Below are 16,914 nucleotides of genomic sequence, written 5' to 3'. Positions count from 1 at the left end.
TTTAAACAATATCAATCTCTCACAATTTCCGCATCTTGTCCAGCCGGCTTTTTCACGTGCTTTGAGGCGCTTTTTAAGGTACAATGAAAATATGGAAATCAAAAAGGACAAACCAATATACGAAAAGGCAAGCAAAGACCCAATTGGGTTCTGGGAGGATTTGGCTTCAGAAATCTCCTGGCAGAAAAAATGGGGAAAAGCTTTTGTTCATGAGCCGCCCTACTTTAAGTGGTTTATTGGCGGCAAGCTCAATATCACCGAATCCTGTCTTGACCGGCATTTAAAAGACAAGGGGGACAAAACCGCCCTGATCTGGGAACCGGAACCTCTTGAAGAAAAGCTAAAACTAATTACTTACGGCCAGCTTTTTGCCGAAGTTTGTAAATTTGCCAATGCCTTAAAAAAGCTTGGTGTCAAAAAGGGGGATAGAGTGGCGATCTATATGCCGATGATCCCGGAAACCGTTGTTTCCATGCTCGCCTGCGCCAGAATCGGGGCTGTCCATTCGGTGGTTTTTTCCGCCTTTTCGCCCACTGCCCTGCAAGCCCGGATTCAAGACACCGGCGCCAAAATCCTGATTACTGCCGACGGCTACTATAGAAGGGGTCAAGTCATCAATCTCAAAGCCGCGGCTGACCAAGGCGTCGGGGAAACTTCAGTTGAAAAAGTGATTCTCGTCAAAAGAGCGGGCAATGAGATTTCTTGGCAGGAAAACCGCGATTTCTGGTGGCATGAACTTATAACCAAAGAAAAGCCGGAATGCTCCCCAGAGACAATGGACAGCGAAGACCCATTTTTTATCTTATATACGAGCGGCTCGACGGGCCAACCCAAAGGAATTTTGCACACCTGCGGCGGCTACGCGGTCCAGGCTCAAGCTACCGGCAAATGGATTTTCGATTTCAAAGATGATGATATTTTTTGGTGCACCGCCGATATAGGTTGGGTGACCGGCCATACTTACGGCGTTTACTCGCCTCTGCTCAACGGCATCGCCACTTTGATGTTTGAGGGCGCGCCTGACTGGCCCGCTCCTGACCGCTGGGCAAAAACCATTGAAAAACACAAAATCACGATTTTTTACACCGCTCCCACTGCCATCAGAATGTTCCAAAAATACGGCGAGGCAGAAATCAAGGAAGAAAATCTTTCCAGCCTGCGCCTTTTGGGTTCGGTGGGAGAGCCGATCGACGAAGCGGCCTGGCTGTGGTATTTTGAAAATGTCGGCAAAAGCAAATGCGAAATCGTTGACACCTGGTGGCAAACAGAAACCGGCGGTATTTTGATCAGCTCCTTGCCCGGAATAGGCCCTTTTAAGCCCGCTTTTGCCGGACTGCCTTTCCCCGGCGTCAAAGCCGACATTTTAGACGAACAAGGCCAATCTTGCCCGGCCGGAAAATCCGGCAATCTAGTAATCCTGCCGCCTTTTCCTCCAGGCATGCTACGCGGCATTTATAACAACGACGAAAAATACCGTCAAACTTACTGGTCGCAGTATGGCGGTAAAACCTATTTTACTTCTGACGCGGCTTTCAAAAACAAAGAAGGGTTAGTCAGAATCCTGGGCCGGGTTGACGATGTTTTAAAAGTGGCTGGCCACCGGATTTCAACTGGCGAACTGGAAAACGCTGTCAACAAACACGAATTTTTAGGCGAGACAGCTGTCGTCGGCGTTCCCGACGAGATAAAAGGAGAAGCGATTGTTGTTTTCGCCGTCAGGGAAAAAGGCCCGTTTTTCAGCACCTCAGATACCCAAGGTAAGTTAAATCCCAATGAAAACGAATTAAAACAAGCGGTGATTGACCAAATTAAAAAAGAGATCGGACCGATCGCCCTGCCAAAACAAATTTACATTGTTGAAGATTTGCCCAAGACCCGCTCGGGAAAGATTATGCGAAGAATCTTAAAGAAACTTCTGATCGGCGAAGAGTTGGGCGATCTTTCCACCCTGGCCAATCCCGAAATCGTAGAAAAAATCAAAGCTCAAGTTAAACCCAATTAACCGCTCACTCTACTGCTACGTAGCAGTAGAGTGACAAAAAATGAAAAAGAAAACAGAAAAATTGATTTTATGGTTCAAAGATATTTCTATTAAAGACGTGTCGCTGGTGGGCGGAAAAAACGCTTCTTTGGGGGAAATGTTTTCCGAATTGACCAGAAAAAGCCTGCCTGCCGGTAGGCAGGGGATTAATGTTCCGAACGGCTTTGCCTTGACCAGCCGGGCTTATTGGCGCTTCATAAAAGAAAACCACCTGCAGAAAAAACTGGAGAGCGCTTTTAAGGATTTTAATCCGCAAAACATTGTCAGCCTGCAGAAAACCGGAAAATTCTGCCGCCGGCTGATTTTACAGAGCAGAATCCCAGCTGACCTGGAAAATGAAACGAGGAAATTCTACCAACAACTGTCAGAAAAATACGGCTCAAAAGAAATCGAGGTTGCCGTCAGAACCTCGGGCGTGGCCGAAGACAGTCCGACTGCTTCTTTTGCCGGACAATTCGAAACTTTTCTCAACGTCAAAGGCGAAGAAAAACTGCTTTGGGCTGTCAAACAAAGTCTGATCTCGATTTTCACCGACCGAGCCATTGCCTACCGCGAACAGAACAAAATTCCCCAGTTGAAATTCGCTCTTTCGGTCGGCGTTCAAAAAATGGTTCGGTCGGATCTGGCCAGCTCGGGCATCATTTTCACTCTGGATACGGAAAGCGGTTTTAGAAACGTCGTCCTAGTTAACTCAATCTACGGCGTCGGAGAACTAATCGTCAAAGGAAAAATTACTCCGGATGAATTCTGCGTTTTCAAACCAACTCTCAAAGATTATCGGCCGGTCATCGTCAAAAATCTCGGCCGGAAAACAAGAAAATACGTCTTTGATGAAAAAGGCGGCCTAAAAGAAATGGCGGTGTCTCCTGGCGAACAAGCCAGATTTTCCCTGACAGAAGAAGAAGTCCTGACCCTGGCCAAGTGGGCCTGCCTGATTGAAAAACACTATGGCCAGCCCCAGGACATTGAATGGGCCAAGGACGGCAAGACCGGAAAATTGTTCGTTGTCCAATCAAGGCCGGAAACAGTCCAGGCAATCAAATCACAGAACTATTTTGAAGAGTATGAAATAAAAACCAGCCAAAAGCCGATTCTTAAAGGAATCGCCATCGGCAGTAAAATCGGCCAAGGCAGGGCGAAAATTATAAAGAGCACGGCCGAAATCAGCCATTTCAGACAGGGCGAAGTGTTGGTGACGAAGATGACTGATCCTGATTGGCTGCCGGCAATGCGAATCGCCTCAGCTCTCGTCACAGACGAAGGAGGTCGGACCTCCCACGCCGCTATTGTTTCACGGGAACTAGGCATTCCTGCGGTTGTCGGAACAAAAACCGGAACCAAAATGCTGAAAACCGGCAAAGAAACCACCATTGATTGTTCGTCCGGAGAAGGTCGGATTTTCAAGGGCAAAATTCCCTTTAGCTTCCGGAGATCGGATCTCCGGAAGCTACCAGAAACAAAAACAAAGATAATGGTTAATATCGGCGCCCCGGAAATCGCTTATAAAACGTCATTCCTGCCGGCTGCGGGCGTGGGACTGGCAAGAACAGAGTTCATTTTGGCGGAAAAGATAAAGATACATCCGCTCGCTCTTTATCACTACAAAGAGCTCAAGGTTCCAAGTTCTAAGTTCCAAGTTCCAAACAAATCCCAAATTCAAAATCCCAAATTAAAAACAATAATCAAGCAAATAGACGAAATAACGGTTGGTTATAAAGATAAAAAAGAATATTTTGTCGATGAACTGGCCGAGGGAATTTCACAAATTGCCGCCGCCTTTTGGCCAAGGCCAATAATTCTCCGTTTGTCAGACCTCAAAACTAATGAGTACCGGAATTTGATTGGCGGAGAATTATTCGAGCCGGAGGAACAAAACCCAATGATAGGATTGCGCGGCGCTTCCAGATATTACAGCCAAAAATTCCAGCCGGCTTTTGAAATGGAGTGTCAAGCGATTAAAAAAGCAATCAATGAATTCGGCTTGAAGAATATTTGGCTGATGGTGCCTTTTTGCCGCACCCCGAAAGAAGGCAAGAAAGTTCTGGATCTCTTGGCGAAAAATGGCTTGAAACCCACTTCTGCTGAAGCCGCTAAAGCTACGGCGGGCGAGGAAAAACTCAAGGTATTGGTCATGGCGGAAATTCCTTCAAACATTTTGCTTGCCGACGAATTCCTGAATATATTTGACGGCATGTCAATCGGATCAAATGACTTAGCCCAGCTGGTTTTGGGATTAGACCGCGACAACGCTGAATTGAGCAAAATCGGCGACGAAAGAAACGAGGCCGTAAAACAAATGATTTCGCAAATTATCAAAGCCTGCCAAAAGAAAAACAAATACGTCGGCATCTGCGGCGAAGCGTCAGCGAACTTTCCCGATTTTGTCGAATTCCTAGTCAAAGAGGGGATCGAATCAATTTCCGTCAATCCTGACAGCGTAATAAAAACGATCATGAAAGTCAACGAAGTTGAAAAAAACACAGCCCCTCAAAAAAATTGAAGGGTTGGTATTAGCCAGAGCGAGGCGGGCTATTTTATAGCTCCTCCGGAAGGGAGGAGGGGAAAAAATTCCCTATTGGGGCGGGCGGGACGATGCCCGCGCTGATTGCCCCTTTTCAAATTTGCCATCTTTCAGCCGATTCTCAATGAAATTTCAAAGAGAGATCGACCTGTTTTTTTCCTCGCAAAAACATAATAACATACAAACTTAAAGTTGTCAAGCGAAATGTTGGATATTATTGCCGTTGGATCGGCCACCAAAGATATTTTTTTGGACGCCAAAGACCTACAAAAACACGATAATTTAGTATTGCCTTTGGGTGAAAAAATTGAATTAAAAAACATCCGCTATTTTTCCGGGGGCGGGGGATTGAACGCGGCCACGACTTTTGCTTTACAGGGCCTAAAAACCGGATTTTGCGGGGTTTTGGGCCAAGATTTGGCCGGCCAGGAAATAATTGACGAGTTAAATAAAAAAGGCATTGACGCGAGCATGGTAAGAGTCAAAAGCCGCGAAAAAACCGACATTGGCTTGATTTTACACGCCCAGATCGAAAGGACTATCTTGCTTTTTCACGGGGCCTCTAGAACCCTAAATGAAAAAGACATTGATTGGCAAGGGCTTAAAAATGCCAAATGGCTGTATTTGGCGCCCTTGTGGGAACAAGCTGCCGCTTTAACTGAAAAACTAGTTAATTTTGCTTACCAAAACAAGGTAAAAATAGCTTTGAATCCAAGCCTTGATCAGTTGGTTTTAAAAAACATTGGCCAGATTTTAGAAAAAATTGATGTTTTAATATTGAATGACGACGAGGCTTCGTTTCTGACCGGCATCAAACCCTTCAAGGAAAAAGCAATCTTCCAAAAACTCGCCCCGAACTGTTTAACCCCTGAGGTTAAACATTATGTTGTTGTCACTCGAGGGAAAAAGGGAGCTCTAGCCTGCGACGGAAAGTTTATCTACAATGTACCCGCTCCTTTAGTCAAAGTCGTCGACGCCACCGGGGCCGGAGATTCTTTCGGGTCGGGATTTGTCGCCGGCCTGACCGCAAAGCATGGGAGGTCCGACCTCCCACGGATTATTGAAAGGGCCTTGAAGTTAGCCATGTCAAACGCTATCAGTAACATCCTCGTGGTCGGGGCAAACCAGGGGCTCTTGAAAAAAGGCCAGCCCCTGCTAAAAATTAAGGTTAGAAAAAGAGCATGGTCAGCTTAAACAAAATTACCACCAAGGGAAAAGCTCTTTTTCTGGCCTATGATCAGGGATTAGAATTAGGGCCCGATGACGTTGGCGAGGCGGCCATTGACCCAAAAACCGTTTTGGAGATCGCCGAAAAAGGAGGCTATAACGCCATTATCCTGCAAAAAGGGATTGCCGAAAAATACTATTCAAAAGAAAAATACCATGTTCCCTTAATCTTAAAACTGAACGGCAAAACAGAACTGGTTTCAGGAGACCCGGTCTCCCGCCAGGTTTGCTCAGTTAAAGAGGCTTTGGATTTAGGGGCCAGCGCTGTCGGATATACCATTTATATCGGCAGCGAGCACGAATCAATTATGATGGCTGAATTCGGCAAAATCGTAGAACAGGCCCATGGAATTAGCCTTCCGGTAATTGCCTGGTGTTATCCCAGGGGCAAAAACATCAAAGATGAGTTTTACCCAGACAATGTCATCTATGCCGCTCGGGTAGGATTGGAGCTCGGGGCCGACATTGTTAAAGTAAAGTACTGTGGCTCTAAAAACTGCTTTGCCCAAGCTGTCAGGGCGGCAGGCAAAACCAAGGTGATGATGGCTGGCGGTCCGAAGATTACGGAACGAGTGTTCTTAAAAACCGTCAAAGAGATCATGTCGGCAGGAGCTATCGGTGTTGCCGTCGGCAGAAACGTCTGGCAACACCTTAGGCCTTTAGAAATTACCAAGGATTTAAAAGAGATTATTTTCAACAAGAATGAAAATCGTCGTCGATAAAGAAAAGTGCATCGGCTGCGGCAGCTGCGCCGCTATCTGCCCCGCCGTTTTTGAAATGGCCGAAGACGGCAAATCAGAGGTAAAGAAAAACCTCAAAAATTCAAAAGAGCTGATTGAGTGCGCTGAAAGCGCGGCCGAGGCTTGCCCTGTCCAGGTCATTCGTGTTATGAAATAACTATGCTTAACCTCAAAGTTAGGATTAGATCCGTTCTCGGAAAGAAAACTGAAGATTTGAGAAAAGAAGGAAAGCTTCCGGCTGTCTTATATGGCCCGGGGCTCAAGGAAAACTTCAATTTGGAAATGGATTCCAAGGAGTTTATTAATGTTTTTCAGGAGACCGGCAGAACTTCTTTCCTTCAGCTCGAAGTCGAGGGTCCAGACCTCAAAAAACCGCTGGCTTTCCTGGTCCTGGTCCACGACATCCAAAAAGACCCTTTGACTCTGTCTTTGTCCCACGTTGATTTTTACCAGCCGTCTGCCACCAAAGAAATAAAAGTCAAAGTTCCCCTCGCCTTCGAAGGAGAAGCCGGAGCGGTCAAGACTTTCGGCGGCACTTTGGTCAAAAACATCCAGGAAGTCCAGGTCCAAGCCCTGCCCCAAAATCTCCCTCATGAAATCAAAGTTGAGCTCAACGCCCTCGATGAACTGGAAAAAACGATTCTGATAAAAGACCTCGTCCTGCCTCAAGGAGTGAAAATCATCAGGCAGCCGGAGGAGATCGTCGCCCAGGTGCTGCCTCCGGAAAAGATTGAGGAAGAATTGGCCAAGCCCGCCGAAGAGAAAGTTGAAGAAGTGCAGGTTCTCGAGAAAGAAAAGAAAGGAGAGCCGGCCGAAGAACCAGAGAAGCCTCAAAAAACCTAAAAATTCAAATGTCCTTCAGTTTTTACCACAAAACCACTATTTTTATCCTGACGGCAATGGTGGTTTTTAGCTTATCCGGACTAATAGGGTTGGCTCAAACGCCCGAGGAAGAAAAAAAAGCCCTTGAAGAGGAGCTAAAAACCCTGGAGGAAAAAATCGCCCAGTACGAACAAGACATCGGAGAGGTCCAGAAAGAAAAGAAAACTCTTCAGAATCAAATAAAACTCCTTCAGAGCAAGATCAAGACCCTTGACCTCCAGATCCGCCAGGGAAACCTAATGATCAAAGATCTGGGAATCCAGATCGACAAAACCGAAAATGAAATCGAAACAACCAAGAACAAAATAAATGAAACCAGGGGAACACTAAAACAAGCCTTAAGAACTTTCAGCCAGGAAAGCCGAAAAGGGGATCTGGAAATTCTTCTCGAAAGCAGCCAGCTCTCTGACTTTTTCAGCCACTTGGCCAATCTCGAAGCCTTGAACCTGAAAATCAGCCAGTCGCTGACAAACGTCAAGTCTCTCAAGGATTATCTCGAAAACGAAAAAGACAATCTGGACAAGGAGAAAGACGATCTCCGGCGGGTGGTCGGCTCTCAAGTCCTAAAAAAACAGGCTAGCCAGGACAGCCAAAAACAGCAAGAAGTTATCCTTAAACAAACCAAAGGCAAAGAAACCCTTTACCAGACTTATCTTGAAGAAACCAAAAAGAAAGCTGCCGAAATCCGTTCGAGAATCTTTGAACTAATCGGCGTTCCTAAAGCGCCCACTTTCGGCCAGGCCTATGAAATCGCCAAAACCGTTTTCAAGGCCACCGGCGTCAGGCCGGCCTTCCTGCTGGCGGTCATCACCCAGGAATCGAGTCTCGGCAGGAACGTCGGCCAGTGCAACTGTCCGGCCGGGCTTTCGTGCAAACATCCCGAAATCGGCTGGAAAGAGGTGATGAAAGAAAACCGGGACTGGCAGCCTTTCTTAGAAATCACCAAAGAATTGGGCCGAGACCCGAACACGACTCCGGTTTCCTGCCCGATGTACCTCAACGGCAAAAGAGTCGGCTACGGCGGCGCCATGGGGCCGGCCCAATTCCTGCCTTCAACCTGGATGATTTACAAAGCCAAAGTCGAGGAAATCTCGGGCAAAAAGCCGGCCGATCCCTGGAATATATCCGACGCCTTCCTGGGCGCCGCCCTTTACCTCAAGGACTACGGAGCGACTTCGAAAAAAGCCGACGGTGAATGGCGGGCGGCGATGATCTATTTTGCCGGAAGCGTCAACACCAAATACCGCTTCTACGGCGACTCGGTCATCAATATTGCAAAAAGCCTTGAAGAAGACATCAAGGCGATTGAAAAAGTTCAGTAAGGAGAAACTGGGGCTTCCGGGGTTTTATTTTTGAATATCTTTGCTTTTGGGGAAATCTGGGGCAGGGCGATGGCAAAGATAAAAAGGAGTCCGAAAATGAGAATTAGGGCTTCGATCAGTCCTTGCCCGGAGCAAAGAAATTTATTCTGAGTCAGCTTTTTGCAGTTCATCGATAATCGGCGCTATTTTCCCCTCCATTATTCCCTCAAGATGATGCCATGACTTTTTAATCCGATGGTCAGTCAGCCTGTCCTGGGGAAAGTTATAGGTTCTGATTTTCTCCGCCCTTTTTGCCCAGCCGATCTGGGATTTCCTCGTTCCTGACAAAGACGCTTCCTCGGCCAGCATTTTCTGCTCAGAGAGCCTGGCCGCCAATATCGCCAGGGCGTTTTCCTTATTCTGGAGCTGGCTTCTCTCGGCCCTAGAAGTGATAACCGTGCCCGAAGGCAAATGGGTGATTCTGACAGCCGTTTTTCTTTTGTTGACATTCTGACCGCCCGGACCGGTAGCATTAAAAAAATCTATTTTCATCTCGCCGGGATTGATCTTAAAATCGCCTGTTCCCCTGGGCTTTTTAAAAACGGCTACCGTCGCCGTCGAGGTGTGGACTCTTCCCGACTTTTCGGTTTCCGGAATCCGCTGAACCCGGTGGACTCCGGCCTCGTGCTTCATTTTGCCAAAAACGTCATTTTCCCCCTGTTTCTTGGAAGAGGGCCGCAATTCAAAAATTATCTCTTTTAAACCCCCGAGCTCGGTCGAGGAAGAATCCAAAATCTTCTCCTGCCAATTCTGCAATCTGGCAAAGCTAGAATACATGGAGAAAAGATCGTCGGCGAAAAGGGCCGCTTCTTTGCCGCCGACGCCGGCCCTGATCTCAATGATGGCGGCAGACGATAAAGAAGAATCTTTTTTAACCTCTTCCATTTCCCTGAAAAGACTTTCAAGATCGTCTTCGAGAACCTTTTGCCTTTTTCTCAGTATTCTTGAGTCCTCAACCGCCAGAGAAAGCAGCTCCTGATCCTCGCCGGCAGACAAGATTGCTTGGTTCTCGGCAATCTGCTTTTTCAGTTCTTCTAAGGTGGCTTCTTCTTTAAGGACGCGGTCTAACTGAGATTTTCTTTTCAACAAACCTTCAAATCTCTCTGAATCGGAAACTATCTCGGGGTCACCGAGCTCTTCTAAAATTTGCTGGTATTCTTTATCAATTTCTTCTTGTGTCATCCGTATCAATCAGCAAAATCCGTATTAATCAGCGTTTTGACGCTGATTTATGCTGATACGAACTGATTAATGCCGATCTTCAGATTACTTGCGCTTTTTAGCCAGCCGCTCTCTAAACCTCTGAACCTGGCCGGCTTTGTCAATTATCTTTTCTTTGCCGGTGAAGAAAGGATGGCAATTTGAACAGATCTCGATCTCGCAAAACTCTTTGGTCGAGCCGACGTGAAAACTGTTCCCGCAAGAACATTTAACCACGGCTTCTTTGTAATACTTCGGATGGATATCTTTTTTCATAGCGATTTATCTTAAAATATATTCTTTAACGGCAAAGAAAATCATGAATAAAATAATAATGACGAAGAAAATATCGAGAATTTTGGTCATGGGTCTCTTTTTTCTTTAATGATTAACTGTTTTCTTATTCTAAAGGAATCTTCAGAAAAATCAACCCCTATTGTCTCAATTCCAAAATAATGATATATTCTACCTATGCCAGGTAGTGAAAACTCGACACAGCTTCGCTAGAATAACTAAACTATTTGGCAATAACAAAACCTTAATAAAAGAAACAAGATAAACTATCGACTCTGGTAGCGGGCGAAGCCCGGCTGCCCAGTCGAGTTTCTACTACCTGGTATGCCTAAACAAGACCAAAAACTTAATATCGATCCCGAAGAAATGCTCAAAGCCGGCTGCCATTTTGGCCATCGGACTTCGGTTTCCCATCCGAAAATGAAACAGTTCCTGTTCGGAACTAGGAACGACGTCCAGATCATTGACGTTGAAAAATCGGCAGAAAAGCTAAAAGAAGCTTTGAGCTTCGTTCAAGAGCTCATAAAAGAGGGAAAGATAATCCTTCTCGTCGGCACCAAAATCCAGATGAAAAAAATAGTTGCTGAAACCGCCAAGGAGGCCGGCCTTCCTTATGTGGCCGAGCGCTGGCTGGGAGGAACCTTCACCAATTTTGAGGTGATCAAGAAAAGAGTCAGCTATATGAAAGACCTCCAGCAGAAGAAAGCCGAAGGCCTCTTGGAAAAGTACACCAAGAAGGAAATCGCCAAATTCGAGAAAGAAATCAGGGGTCTGGAAGAGAGGCTGGGCGGGATCAAAGACTTGGAAGCAATCCCCGAAGCCATTTTTGCCTGCGACATGAAAAAAGACCTGGCGGCCATCAGGGAAGCCAAGATAAAAAAGGTTAGGATCATCGGCATTTCCGATACCAACACTGATCCGACTTTGGCAGACTACCCGATTCCAGTCAACGACGACGCTGTTTCTTCGGTCAGATACGTTCTCGGCAAGTTAAAGGAAGCGGTTTTGAAAGCGAAATCATAATTATGGCAGACATCGACCAGTTGAAACAATTGAGAGAAGAAACCTCGGCTCCGGTCAGCGAATGCCTCAAGGCCCTAGATCAGTCCGGCGGAGATATGGAAAAGGCAAAGGAAATCTTAAAGAAATGGGGCAAGGTCCTGGCCGAGAAGAAGGTCGAAAGAGAAGCCAAAGAGGGGATAGTCGATAGTTACCTGCATCCGAATAGGAAAGTCGGGGTTCTTTTGGAGATCAGATGCGAATCCGATTTTGTCGCCAAGTCCGATGATTTTAAGAGTCTATCCCACGAGATTTGCCTTCAAATCGCCGCCGCCAACCCTTTGTACGTCAGGGAAACGGACATCCCCGGAGATTTCATTGAAAAGGAAAAGAAACTCTATCAAGAGCAGATGGCCGAATCTGGAAAGGAAGAGAAAATCATCGAACAAATCGTCGAAGGCAAGTGGAAAAAATACCAAGAAGAAATCTGCCTGATGGAGCAGCCTTGGATCAAAGACGACACCAAGAGAATAAAAGACCTTCTCGCAGAATCAATAGCTAAACTTGGCGAAAACATTGTCATCAGGGGTTTTAGCCGCTTTGCCCCGTAGAGGAATTTCGAAATGGCATTATGTTTATATTTTTCAAGCCCAAAAGACAAAAATTTCTATGTTGGCTACGTGCAAAATCTATCAAAAAGGTTGCATCACCATAATGTCAAAAAATATTATTCGAAATTCTCCTACGGGGTTTAACATAAAATAATGCTTATCTTAAGCATTCTGGCCAAAATCGTCCTCTTCGGAAGCCTGATCGGCATGCTGGTTATTTTCTTCAAGAAAGCTCCTGTTTTGGCGGATTTGCCGAAAACAACCTCTGTTTTTGAAACAAAGAAAAGAACTTTGGCGGTTTTGCTGGAGAAATTAAAAAACCTGCCTTTCTTGAAAAACTTTTCTCTGGAAATGACTTTGCAGAAGATTCTTTCAAAATTCAGGGTCTTTACTCTAAAGATCGAGAACAGAACCGGCCATTGGCTGGAAGCCTTAAGAGCCAGAGCAAAGAAAAACAGCTCTGAGGAAAAGAAAGACGACAACTATTGGGAAAAACTAGAACAAAAGGACAAAAATCCGCCGGAGTAGCTCAATTGGTACCCCAGTAGTAGGAGGCTTCGCCTTCACTACGGGGCAAGGAGCAACGGTTTTGCCTGCCCCGTATAGAATTTGCCGATGTAGCTTAGTGGCAAAGCAACGGTTTTGTAAACCGTGGACGGGTGTCCGATTCACCCCATCGGCTCTAAACAAGACAAATTCTTGTACGGGGTAAAGCGAAGGTTTTGGAGGTTCGAGTCCTCTCCTAGGCTTTTTACAAACGTGTGGTTTACAAAATCGCACCAAATTCAAGACTTAAAAACAAATTTGTTCTCATCCTCGAACCGTCGTTGACGACAGTCGTCAATGGATTACCTATTACATATAATAGAGACGACCGTCAGTTCTAAATGTTGCACCCCCGCTTTCGTTGACGACAGTCGTCAATGGATAGTTAAGCACAATTTGCGAAATCGCGCCAAATACAAGTTTTAAGCTCAATTTTGTTCGTATCCGAGAAGGTGACAGTCACCTTAAAAATCTTGAAAACGAAGTCACTTTGAAAAAAATGACCCACCGCCAAGCCACAAAACGCCTTATCGTTCTGGTTGTGATAATTCTGTTTGTTTCTGGACTGCTTTTCTATTTGCAAAAACTCATCGGTTTAGAAAATATCCGCCAATTTATCATTAGAGCCGGACCATTCGGTCCAGCTATTTATATCCTCCTTATAATTCTTACTCATATATTTGCCCCCCTCCAAGGTTTACCGTTTTACTTTTTATCTTTTGCCATCTACGGCAAATGGACTGTTGTCTATACCCACATTGCCTATCTTATAAGTAGTATCACCAACTTTTGGATCGCCAGAAAATTCGGCCGTGACATTATTGTCAAACTGGTCGGCCACGAAGGAATGCAAAAAATTGATCACATTTCTATCCATGAGGGTCCCAAGGCTTTATTTATTATCCGCCTCTTCCAGGGTTGGATAAACGACTTTGTCTCCTATGCGGCAGGTTTAACCCCTCTGAAATTCTCCACCTACTACATAATCAGTTTTCTCGCCCCTCTCCCTTTGACCATATTAACGTTCTTATTTTTCAATCAAATACCCCAAAACCAAGTCTTCTTTTTGAGTATGACCATTGGCCTACTCTTCTTTATCGTCCCCCCAATCTATTATTTCCTCAAACATAAATTTTCTGGGAACAAAATTTCTCATGTTAATCGCCTAAAAAGATAGTCCTTACCCGAGTACTTAACCGAGTTAAGCACAATTTGCAAAATCGCGCCAAATTCAAAATTTGAGAACAAATTTGTTCGTACCCTCGAAGGTGACAGGCACCTTTCAGTAAATCCCTCTGCCGGCTATTTTTAGTTGACAAGACAAATAATTGCTATTATAATATCGCTACGGAGGCACTATGGACTTTATATCATATCTTCAAAGCCTCCCGGGCTTGACGGCAGTCATTACCGCCGTTCTGACCTGGGGGCCGATCATCTTATGGGAGTTGTTAATTGCCGGCCTGCTCTGGGCAGTTATCAGAGCTAGCCGAAGAGGCAAAAAATAACCTGGCCTTATCTAAATGCCGACCACTCGATGGCCGGCATTCTGTTTAAAAAGGCCTTGACAAACAAAGCCAATCCTCTAATATGAATATATGCTGAGAAAGTCTAAACTGGAAGAAATGATTAGAAACGCCCTAAAATAGAATAAGATTTTTCCGAAGACATAGTGGCGAAAAACCGAAAGCATATGTCTTGCGGTTTTTTGTTCGCCAGGCAAGGAAAGGACTTTGACAATTTGAGGATCTAGATCAAGTAGGTTTTTCAGAGTTGCTCCAACTATTACTTATTTTGAGGATTTCGAGATTATCTTTTTTAGATAAACTTGGTTTTCTCAATCTTATTTTGAGGATTTGATCCTGGTCCAGGATGAACGCTGGCGGCGTGGATAAGGCATGCAAGTCGTACGCCGAGCACATAACGCAAGTTATGTGCTTGGAGTGGCGAATTGGTTAGTAACACGTAGATAATCTTCCCTAGGGACGGGCATAATCCCGCGAAAGCGGGACTAATTCCCGATAGTAATGAGGGGGCGCAAGCCATTCTCATTTAAAGCTTAACGCGCCTTAGGATGAGTCTGCGGCCTATCAGCTAGTTGGTGAGGTAACGGCCCACCAAGGCTATGACGGGTAGGGAGAATGAGAGTTCGACTCCCAACAAGGGCACTGAGACATGGGCCCTACTCCTACGGGAGGCAGCAGTCGAGAATATTCGGCAATGGGGGAAACCCTGACCGAGCGACGCCGCGTGCGGGAAGAAGCCCTTCGGGGTGTAAACCGCTTTTCTGAGGGAAGAATCCCGCTTTTAGCGGGATGACGGTACCTTAGGAATAAGGGGATGCAAATTCTGTGCCAGCAGCCGCGGTAATACAGAATCCCCAAGCGTTATCCGGATTTATTGGGCGTAAAGCGTCTGTAGGCGGTTAGGCCAGTCTTTGATTAAATCTCAAGGGCTCAACCTTTGAGCTGTTAAAGATACTACCTAGCTAGAGGATGTTAGGGGCTGACGGAACGGTCGGTGTAGGGGTGAAATCCATTGATATCGACCGGAACACCAAAAGCGAAGGCAGTCAGCTGGGACAATCCTGACGCTGAGAGACGAAAGCGTGGGCATAAAAAAGGATTAGATACCCTTGTATTCCACGCCCTAAACTATGGATACTGGCTACTTGAAGTGTCGACCCTTCAAGCGGCGAAGCTAACGCGTTAAGTATCCCGCCTGGGAAGTACGGCCGCAAGGCTAAAACTCAAAGGAATAGACGGGGACTCACACAAGCGGTGGATCATGTGGCTTAATTCGACAATAAACGAGGAACCTTACCAGGGCTAGAAATCCCACTAAAACCCCATAGAAATATGGGACTACCCACAAGGATAGTGGGACAGGTACTGCATGGTTGTCGTAAGCAGGTGCCGTGAGGCGCTCCCTTAAATGGGCAAACCTGCGCAACCCTTACTCTGTGTTTTAAATGTCACAGAGAACTGCCCGGGATAACCGGGAGGAAGGTGAGGATGACGCCAAATCAGCATGGTCCTTTGATGCCCTGGGCTGCACACATGATACAATGGCAAGGACAATGGGTTGCCAAGCCGTAAGGCGGAGCTAATCCCATCAAACCTTGTCTCAGTTCGGATTGAGGGCTGCAACTCGCCCTCATGAAGCCGGAATCGCTAGTAATCGGGAATCAGCTATGTCCCGATGAATATGTTCCTGAGTCTTGTACTCACCGCCGATGAAAAGAGCTCGGCAGCTTAATTAACTAATGGGTGAAAATCCCATTCGAGCACATAAAATGTTATGTACTCGATAGCCAAAAAAATTTAGCAGTTCAATACTCGTAAGAGATTGAGCAGAGGGCTTGAGGCAAATAATAGCCTGTGATAAAATGAAACTAGACGACCGCTGCGGGCGGTTAGCGGGAAGTCTAAAATAAAAGTTTCTCATAGGATGTTAGAAAAAGCTAATTAAGTGACCCGAGGAGATCCTAGAAAGACAAGGTTATGCCTGTAAATTACAGGCTTTCTAGGAAGTCAGCTGGAGTCATAGTACCAAGCACATAACAATTTTATGTGCTCGGGAAGGACCCTTCCGTCCCGCCCTTTCTCGGAAAGAGCGGGGTAGGACTCGCTGCTTACGGAAAATCCGTACGATCAGTGGGAACGGAAACTAACCTTAAGTATTCCAATCCGTCACGTCAAGCGAGCTGGGAATACCCGAAGCGCCAAGCAATTGGAACTAAGGTAAGCTCAGTGAGAGGGACGAAGTCGTAACAAGGCACGCGTAGCGGAAGCTGTGCGTGGATCACTTCTTTTTATCACAAAATTTATTTTGTGATGAAGTCGACTAAAGTCGAAGAGGAAGAATTCTCTTTTCGACTTTAAGGCATTGGTCTTGGAGCCTTAAACTTAAGACTACTCAGTTGGAGTAACTTTGAGAAACCTAGATCTCAATAATAGAATAGCCAAAAGCCCTACTTAAAGCGGGGCTTTTGGTTTAACGCTCTTTCTTTCTAAGTTAAGTTTTTAGGCGCCCTGAAAGTCGTCTTCATTCCCCGAGGCTCCCGGTGTTCGCGTATCTTTAAAAGAGTTCAACAAATCTTTTAATTCTCCGGGGGTTACCGTGACCTCGGACCTAACCTCTCCTTCCATAAATAACAGATAGTAATTGCCGTCGGCGGCGATGATGTCGTAGATCTCATTAACGATCCCCATGGCCAAAACATCTCCTCTTGAGACATCTCCTTTTGAGATATTGTCAACCAGCTTAATGTTATTAAATCTGTGACCAAAACCCTCCTTGGTTTTCAAGGCAAGGCTGCGGGACAAGCCGAGCAATTTTCTGTTTTCCAGTTCAATAATCAAGCGGTTGCCGTCTATGACGCTGTAGACTTTTTTAACCATGATTGTCCCTGGCTACTGATTATTTTTCTGAAAACCAGCCTTCTGCCTTAAACTTGACCCTGTTTTTTAACGCTGTCAAGCCCGTTAAC

16 protein-coding genes, 1 tRNA gene and 1 rRNA gene are annotated in these 16,914 nt (G+C 45.8%); 14 read left to right on the top strand and 4 right to left on the bottom strand.

Annotated features, from left to right (window positions below):
* The first annotated feature begins 91 nt into the window (after window positions 1-91).
* The 7 genes from acs to Q8N16_00835 all read left to right on the top strand — a co-directional run bounded on the left by acs (window position 92) and on the right by Q8N16_00835 (window position 8,733).
* On the top strand, window positions 92-2,002 hold the full coding sequence (gene acs, locus Q8N16_00865; protein MDP3093296.1) for an acetate--CoA ligase: 1,911 nt from the start codon (window positions 92-94) through the stop codon (window positions 2,000-2,002).
* 40 nt (window positions 2,003-2,042) lie between these two features.
* Window positions 2,043-4,541, top strand: coding sequence for a phosphoenolpyruvate synthase (gene ppsA / locus Q8N16_00860; protein ID MDP3093295.1), 2,499 nt, complete (start codon window positions 2,043-2,045; stop codon window positions 4,539-4,541).
* A 225-nt stretch (window positions 4,542-4,766) separates the two neighbouring features.
* Complete coding sequence (locus Q8N16_00855; GenBank protein ID MDP3093294.1) at window positions 4,767-5,756, top strand: carbohydrate kinase family protein; 990 nt, start codon at window positions 4,767-4,769, stop codon at window positions 5,754-5,756.
* The gene (locus tag Q8N16_00850; protein ID MDP3093293.1) at window positions 5,744-6,511 is read left to right on the top strand and encodes a hypothetical protein; all 768 of its coding nucleotides are present in this window, start codon (window positions 5,744-5,746) and stop codon (window positions 6,509-6,511) included. Before Q8N16_00855 ends, Q8N16_00850 begins: the two co-directional genes overlap by 13 nt.
* Window positions 6,492-6,686 (top strand): ferredoxin, encoded by a 195-nt coding sequence (locus Q8N16_00845; GenBank protein MDP3093292.1) that lies wholly within the window; start codon window positions 6,492-6,494, stop codon window positions 6,684-6,686. The genes Q8N16_00850 and Q8N16_00845 overlap by 20 nt, the downstream gene beginning before the upstream one ends.
* A 2-nt stretch (window positions 6,687-6,688) precedes the next feature.
* Window positions 6,689-7,372, top strand: coding sequence for a 50S ribosomal protein L25 (locus tag Q8N16_00840; protein MDP3093291.1), 684 nt, complete (start codon window positions 6,689-6,691; stop codon window positions 7,370-7,372).
* 8 nt (window positions 7,373-7,380) lie between these two features.
* Window positions 7,381-8,733 carry a lytic murein transglycosylase gene (locus tag Q8N16_00835; GenBank protein MDP3093290.1) on the top strand — a complete coding sequence of 451 codons (1,353 nt, stop codon included), beginning with the start codon at window positions 7,381-7,383 and terminating at the stop codon, window positions 8,731-8,733.
* Here Q8N16_00835 and Q8N16_00830 read toward each other — a convergent pair.
* The 3 genes from Q8N16_00830 to rpmE form a co-directional block, all read right to left on the bottom strand.
* A complete protein-coding gene (locus Q8N16_00830) occupies window positions 8,727-8,903 on the bottom strand; it encodes a hypothetical protein (protein MDP3093289.1) in 177 nt (58 codons plus the stop codon). The two genes, Q8N16_00835 and Q8N16_00830, sit on opposite strands and share 7 nt — an antisense overlap.
* A complete protein-coding gene (locus Q8N16_00825; GenBank protein ID MDP3093288.1) occupies window positions 8,875-9,954 on the bottom strand; it encodes a PCRF domain-containing protein in 1,080 nt (359 codons plus the stop codon). The genes Q8N16_00830 and Q8N16_00825 overlap by 29 nt, the downstream gene beginning before the upstream one ends.
* A gap of 84 nt (window positions 9,955-10,038) precedes the next feature.
* A complete protein-coding gene (gene rpmE, locus Q8N16_00820; protein MDP3093287.1) occupies window positions 10,039-10,248 on the bottom strand; it encodes a 50S ribosomal protein L31 in 210 nt (69 codons plus the stop codon).
* Between the two features lie 342 nt (window positions 10,249-10,590).
* On the opposite strand from rpmE, the gene rpsB reads away from it, so the two are divergent.
* The 7 genes from rpsB (at window position 10,591) to Q8N16_00785 (ending at window position 15,707) form a co-directional block, all read left to right on the top strand.
* Window positions 10,591-11,289 (top strand): 30S ribosomal protein S2, encoded by a 699-nt coding sequence (gene rpsB / locus Q8N16_00815; GenBank protein MDP3093286.1) that lies wholly within the window; start codon window positions 10,591-10,593, stop codon window positions 11,287-11,289.
* On the top strand, window positions 11,289-11,876 hold the full coding sequence (locus tag Q8N16_00810) for a translation elongation factor Ts (GenBank protein MDP3093285.1): 588 nt from the start codon (window positions 11,289-11,291) through the stop codon (window positions 11,874-11,876). Before rpsB ends, Q8N16_00810 begins: the two co-directional genes overlap by 1 nt.
* A gap of 153 nt (window positions 11,877-12,029) precedes the next feature.
* Window positions 12,030-12,404: a hypothetical protein gene (locus Q8N16_00805; GenBank protein MDP3093284.1), complete on the top strand. Its 375-nt coding sequence runs from the start codon at window positions 12,030-12,032 to the stop codon at window positions 12,402-12,404.
* 83 nt (window positions 12,405-12,487) lie between these two features.
* Window positions 12,488-12,558, top strand: a tRNA-Thr gene (locus tag Q8N16_00800).
* Between the two features lie 363 nt (window positions 12,559-12,921).
* Window positions 12,922-13,599, top strand: coding sequence for a VTT domain-containing protein (locus Q8N16_00795; protein MDP3093283.1), 678 nt, complete (start codon window positions 12,922-12,924; stop codon window positions 13,597-13,599).
* A 181-nt stretch (window positions 13,600-13,780) separates the two neighbouring features.
* Complete coding sequence (locus Q8N16_00790; protein ID MDP3093282.1) at window positions 13,781-13,930, top strand: hypothetical protein; 150 nt, start codon at window positions 13,781-13,783, stop codon at window positions 13,928-13,930.
* Window positions 13,931-14,266: 336 nt separating this feature from the next.
* Window positions 14,267-15,707 (top strand): 16S ribosomal RNA (locus Q8N16_00785).
* Between the two features lie 740 nt (window positions 15,708-16,447).
* On the opposite strand, the gene Q8N16_00780 is transcribed toward Q8N16_00785, so the two are convergent.
* The gene (locus Q8N16_00780) at window positions 16,448-16,825 is read right to left on the bottom strand and encodes a hypothetical protein (protein ID MDP3093281.1); all 378 of its coding nucleotides are present in this window, start codon (window positions 16,823-16,825) and stop codon (window positions 16,448-16,450) included.
* Window positions 16,826-16,914: the final 89 nt, after the last annotated feature.

The organism is bacterium (assembly GCA_030693425.1).
Classification (GTDB): domain Bacteria; phylum Patescibacteriota; class Minisyncoccia; order Minisyncoccales; family GWA2-46-15; genus GWA2-46-15.
This window is presented reverse-complemented; position numbering and strand designations above follow the sequence as displayed.

Excerpts from the sequence above, each read along its gene's own strand:
- Q8N16_00790 (MDP3093282.1), top strand. The coding sequence starts at position 13,781 with ATGGACTTTATATCATATCTTCAAAGCCTCCCGGGCTTGACGGCAGTC.
- Q8N16_00840 (MDP3093291.1), top strand. The coding sequence starts at position 6,689 with ATGCTTAACCTCAAAGTTAGGATTAGATCCGTTCTCGGAAAGAAAACT.
- Q8N16_00780 (MDP3093281.1), bottom strand. The coding sequence starts at position 16,825 with ATGGTTAAAAAAGTCTACAGCGTCATAGACGGCAACCGCTTGATTATT.
- Q8N16_00845 (MDP3093292.1), top strand. The coding sequence starts at position 6,492 with ATGAAAATCGTCGTCGATAAAGAAAAGTGCATCGGCTGCGGCAGCTGC.
- acs (MDP3093296.1), top strand. The coding sequence starts at position 92 with ATGGAAATCAAAAAGGACAAACCAATATACGAAAAGGCAAGCAAAGAC.
- Q8N16_00830 (MDP3093289.1), bottom strand. The coding sequence starts at position 8,903 with ATGAACTGCAAAAAGCTGACTCAGAATAAATTTCTTTGCTCCGGGCAA.
- rpmE (MDP3093287.1), bottom strand. The coding sequence starts at position 10,248 with ATGAAAAAAGATATCCATCCGAAGTATTACAAAGAAGCCGTGGTTAAA.
- ppsA (MDP3093295.1), top strand. The coding sequence starts at position 2,043 with ATGAAAAAGAAAACAGAAAAATTGATTTTATGGTTCAAAGATATTTCT.
- Q8N16_00855 (MDP3093294.1), top strand. The coding sequence starts at position 4,767 with ATGTTGGATATTATTGCCGTTGGATCGGCCACCAAAGATATTTTTTTG.
- Q8N16_00835 (MDP3093290.1), top strand. The coding sequence starts at position 7,381 with ATGTCCTTCAGTTTTTACCACAAAACCACTATTTTTATCCTGACGGCA.
- Q8N16_00850 (MDP3093293.1), top strand. The coding sequence starts at position 5,744 with ATGGTCAGCTTAAACAAAATTACCACCAAGGGAAAAGCTCTTTTTCTG.
- rpsB (MDP3093286.1), top strand. The coding sequence starts at position 10,591 with ATGCCTAAACAAGACCAAAAACTTAATATCGATCCCGAAGAAATGCTC.
- Q8N16_00825 (MDP3093288.1), bottom strand. The coding sequence starts at position 9,954 with ATGACACAAGAAGAAATTGATAAAGAATACCAGCAAATTTTAGAAGAG.
- Q8N16_00795 (MDP3093283.1), top strand. The coding sequence starts at position 12,922 with ATGACCCACCGCCAAGCCACAAAACGCCTTATCGTTCTGGTTGTGATA.
- Q8N16_00805 (MDP3093284.1), top strand. The coding sequence starts at position 12,030 with ATGCTTATCTTAAGCATTCTGGCCAAAATCGTCCTCTTCGGAAGCCTG.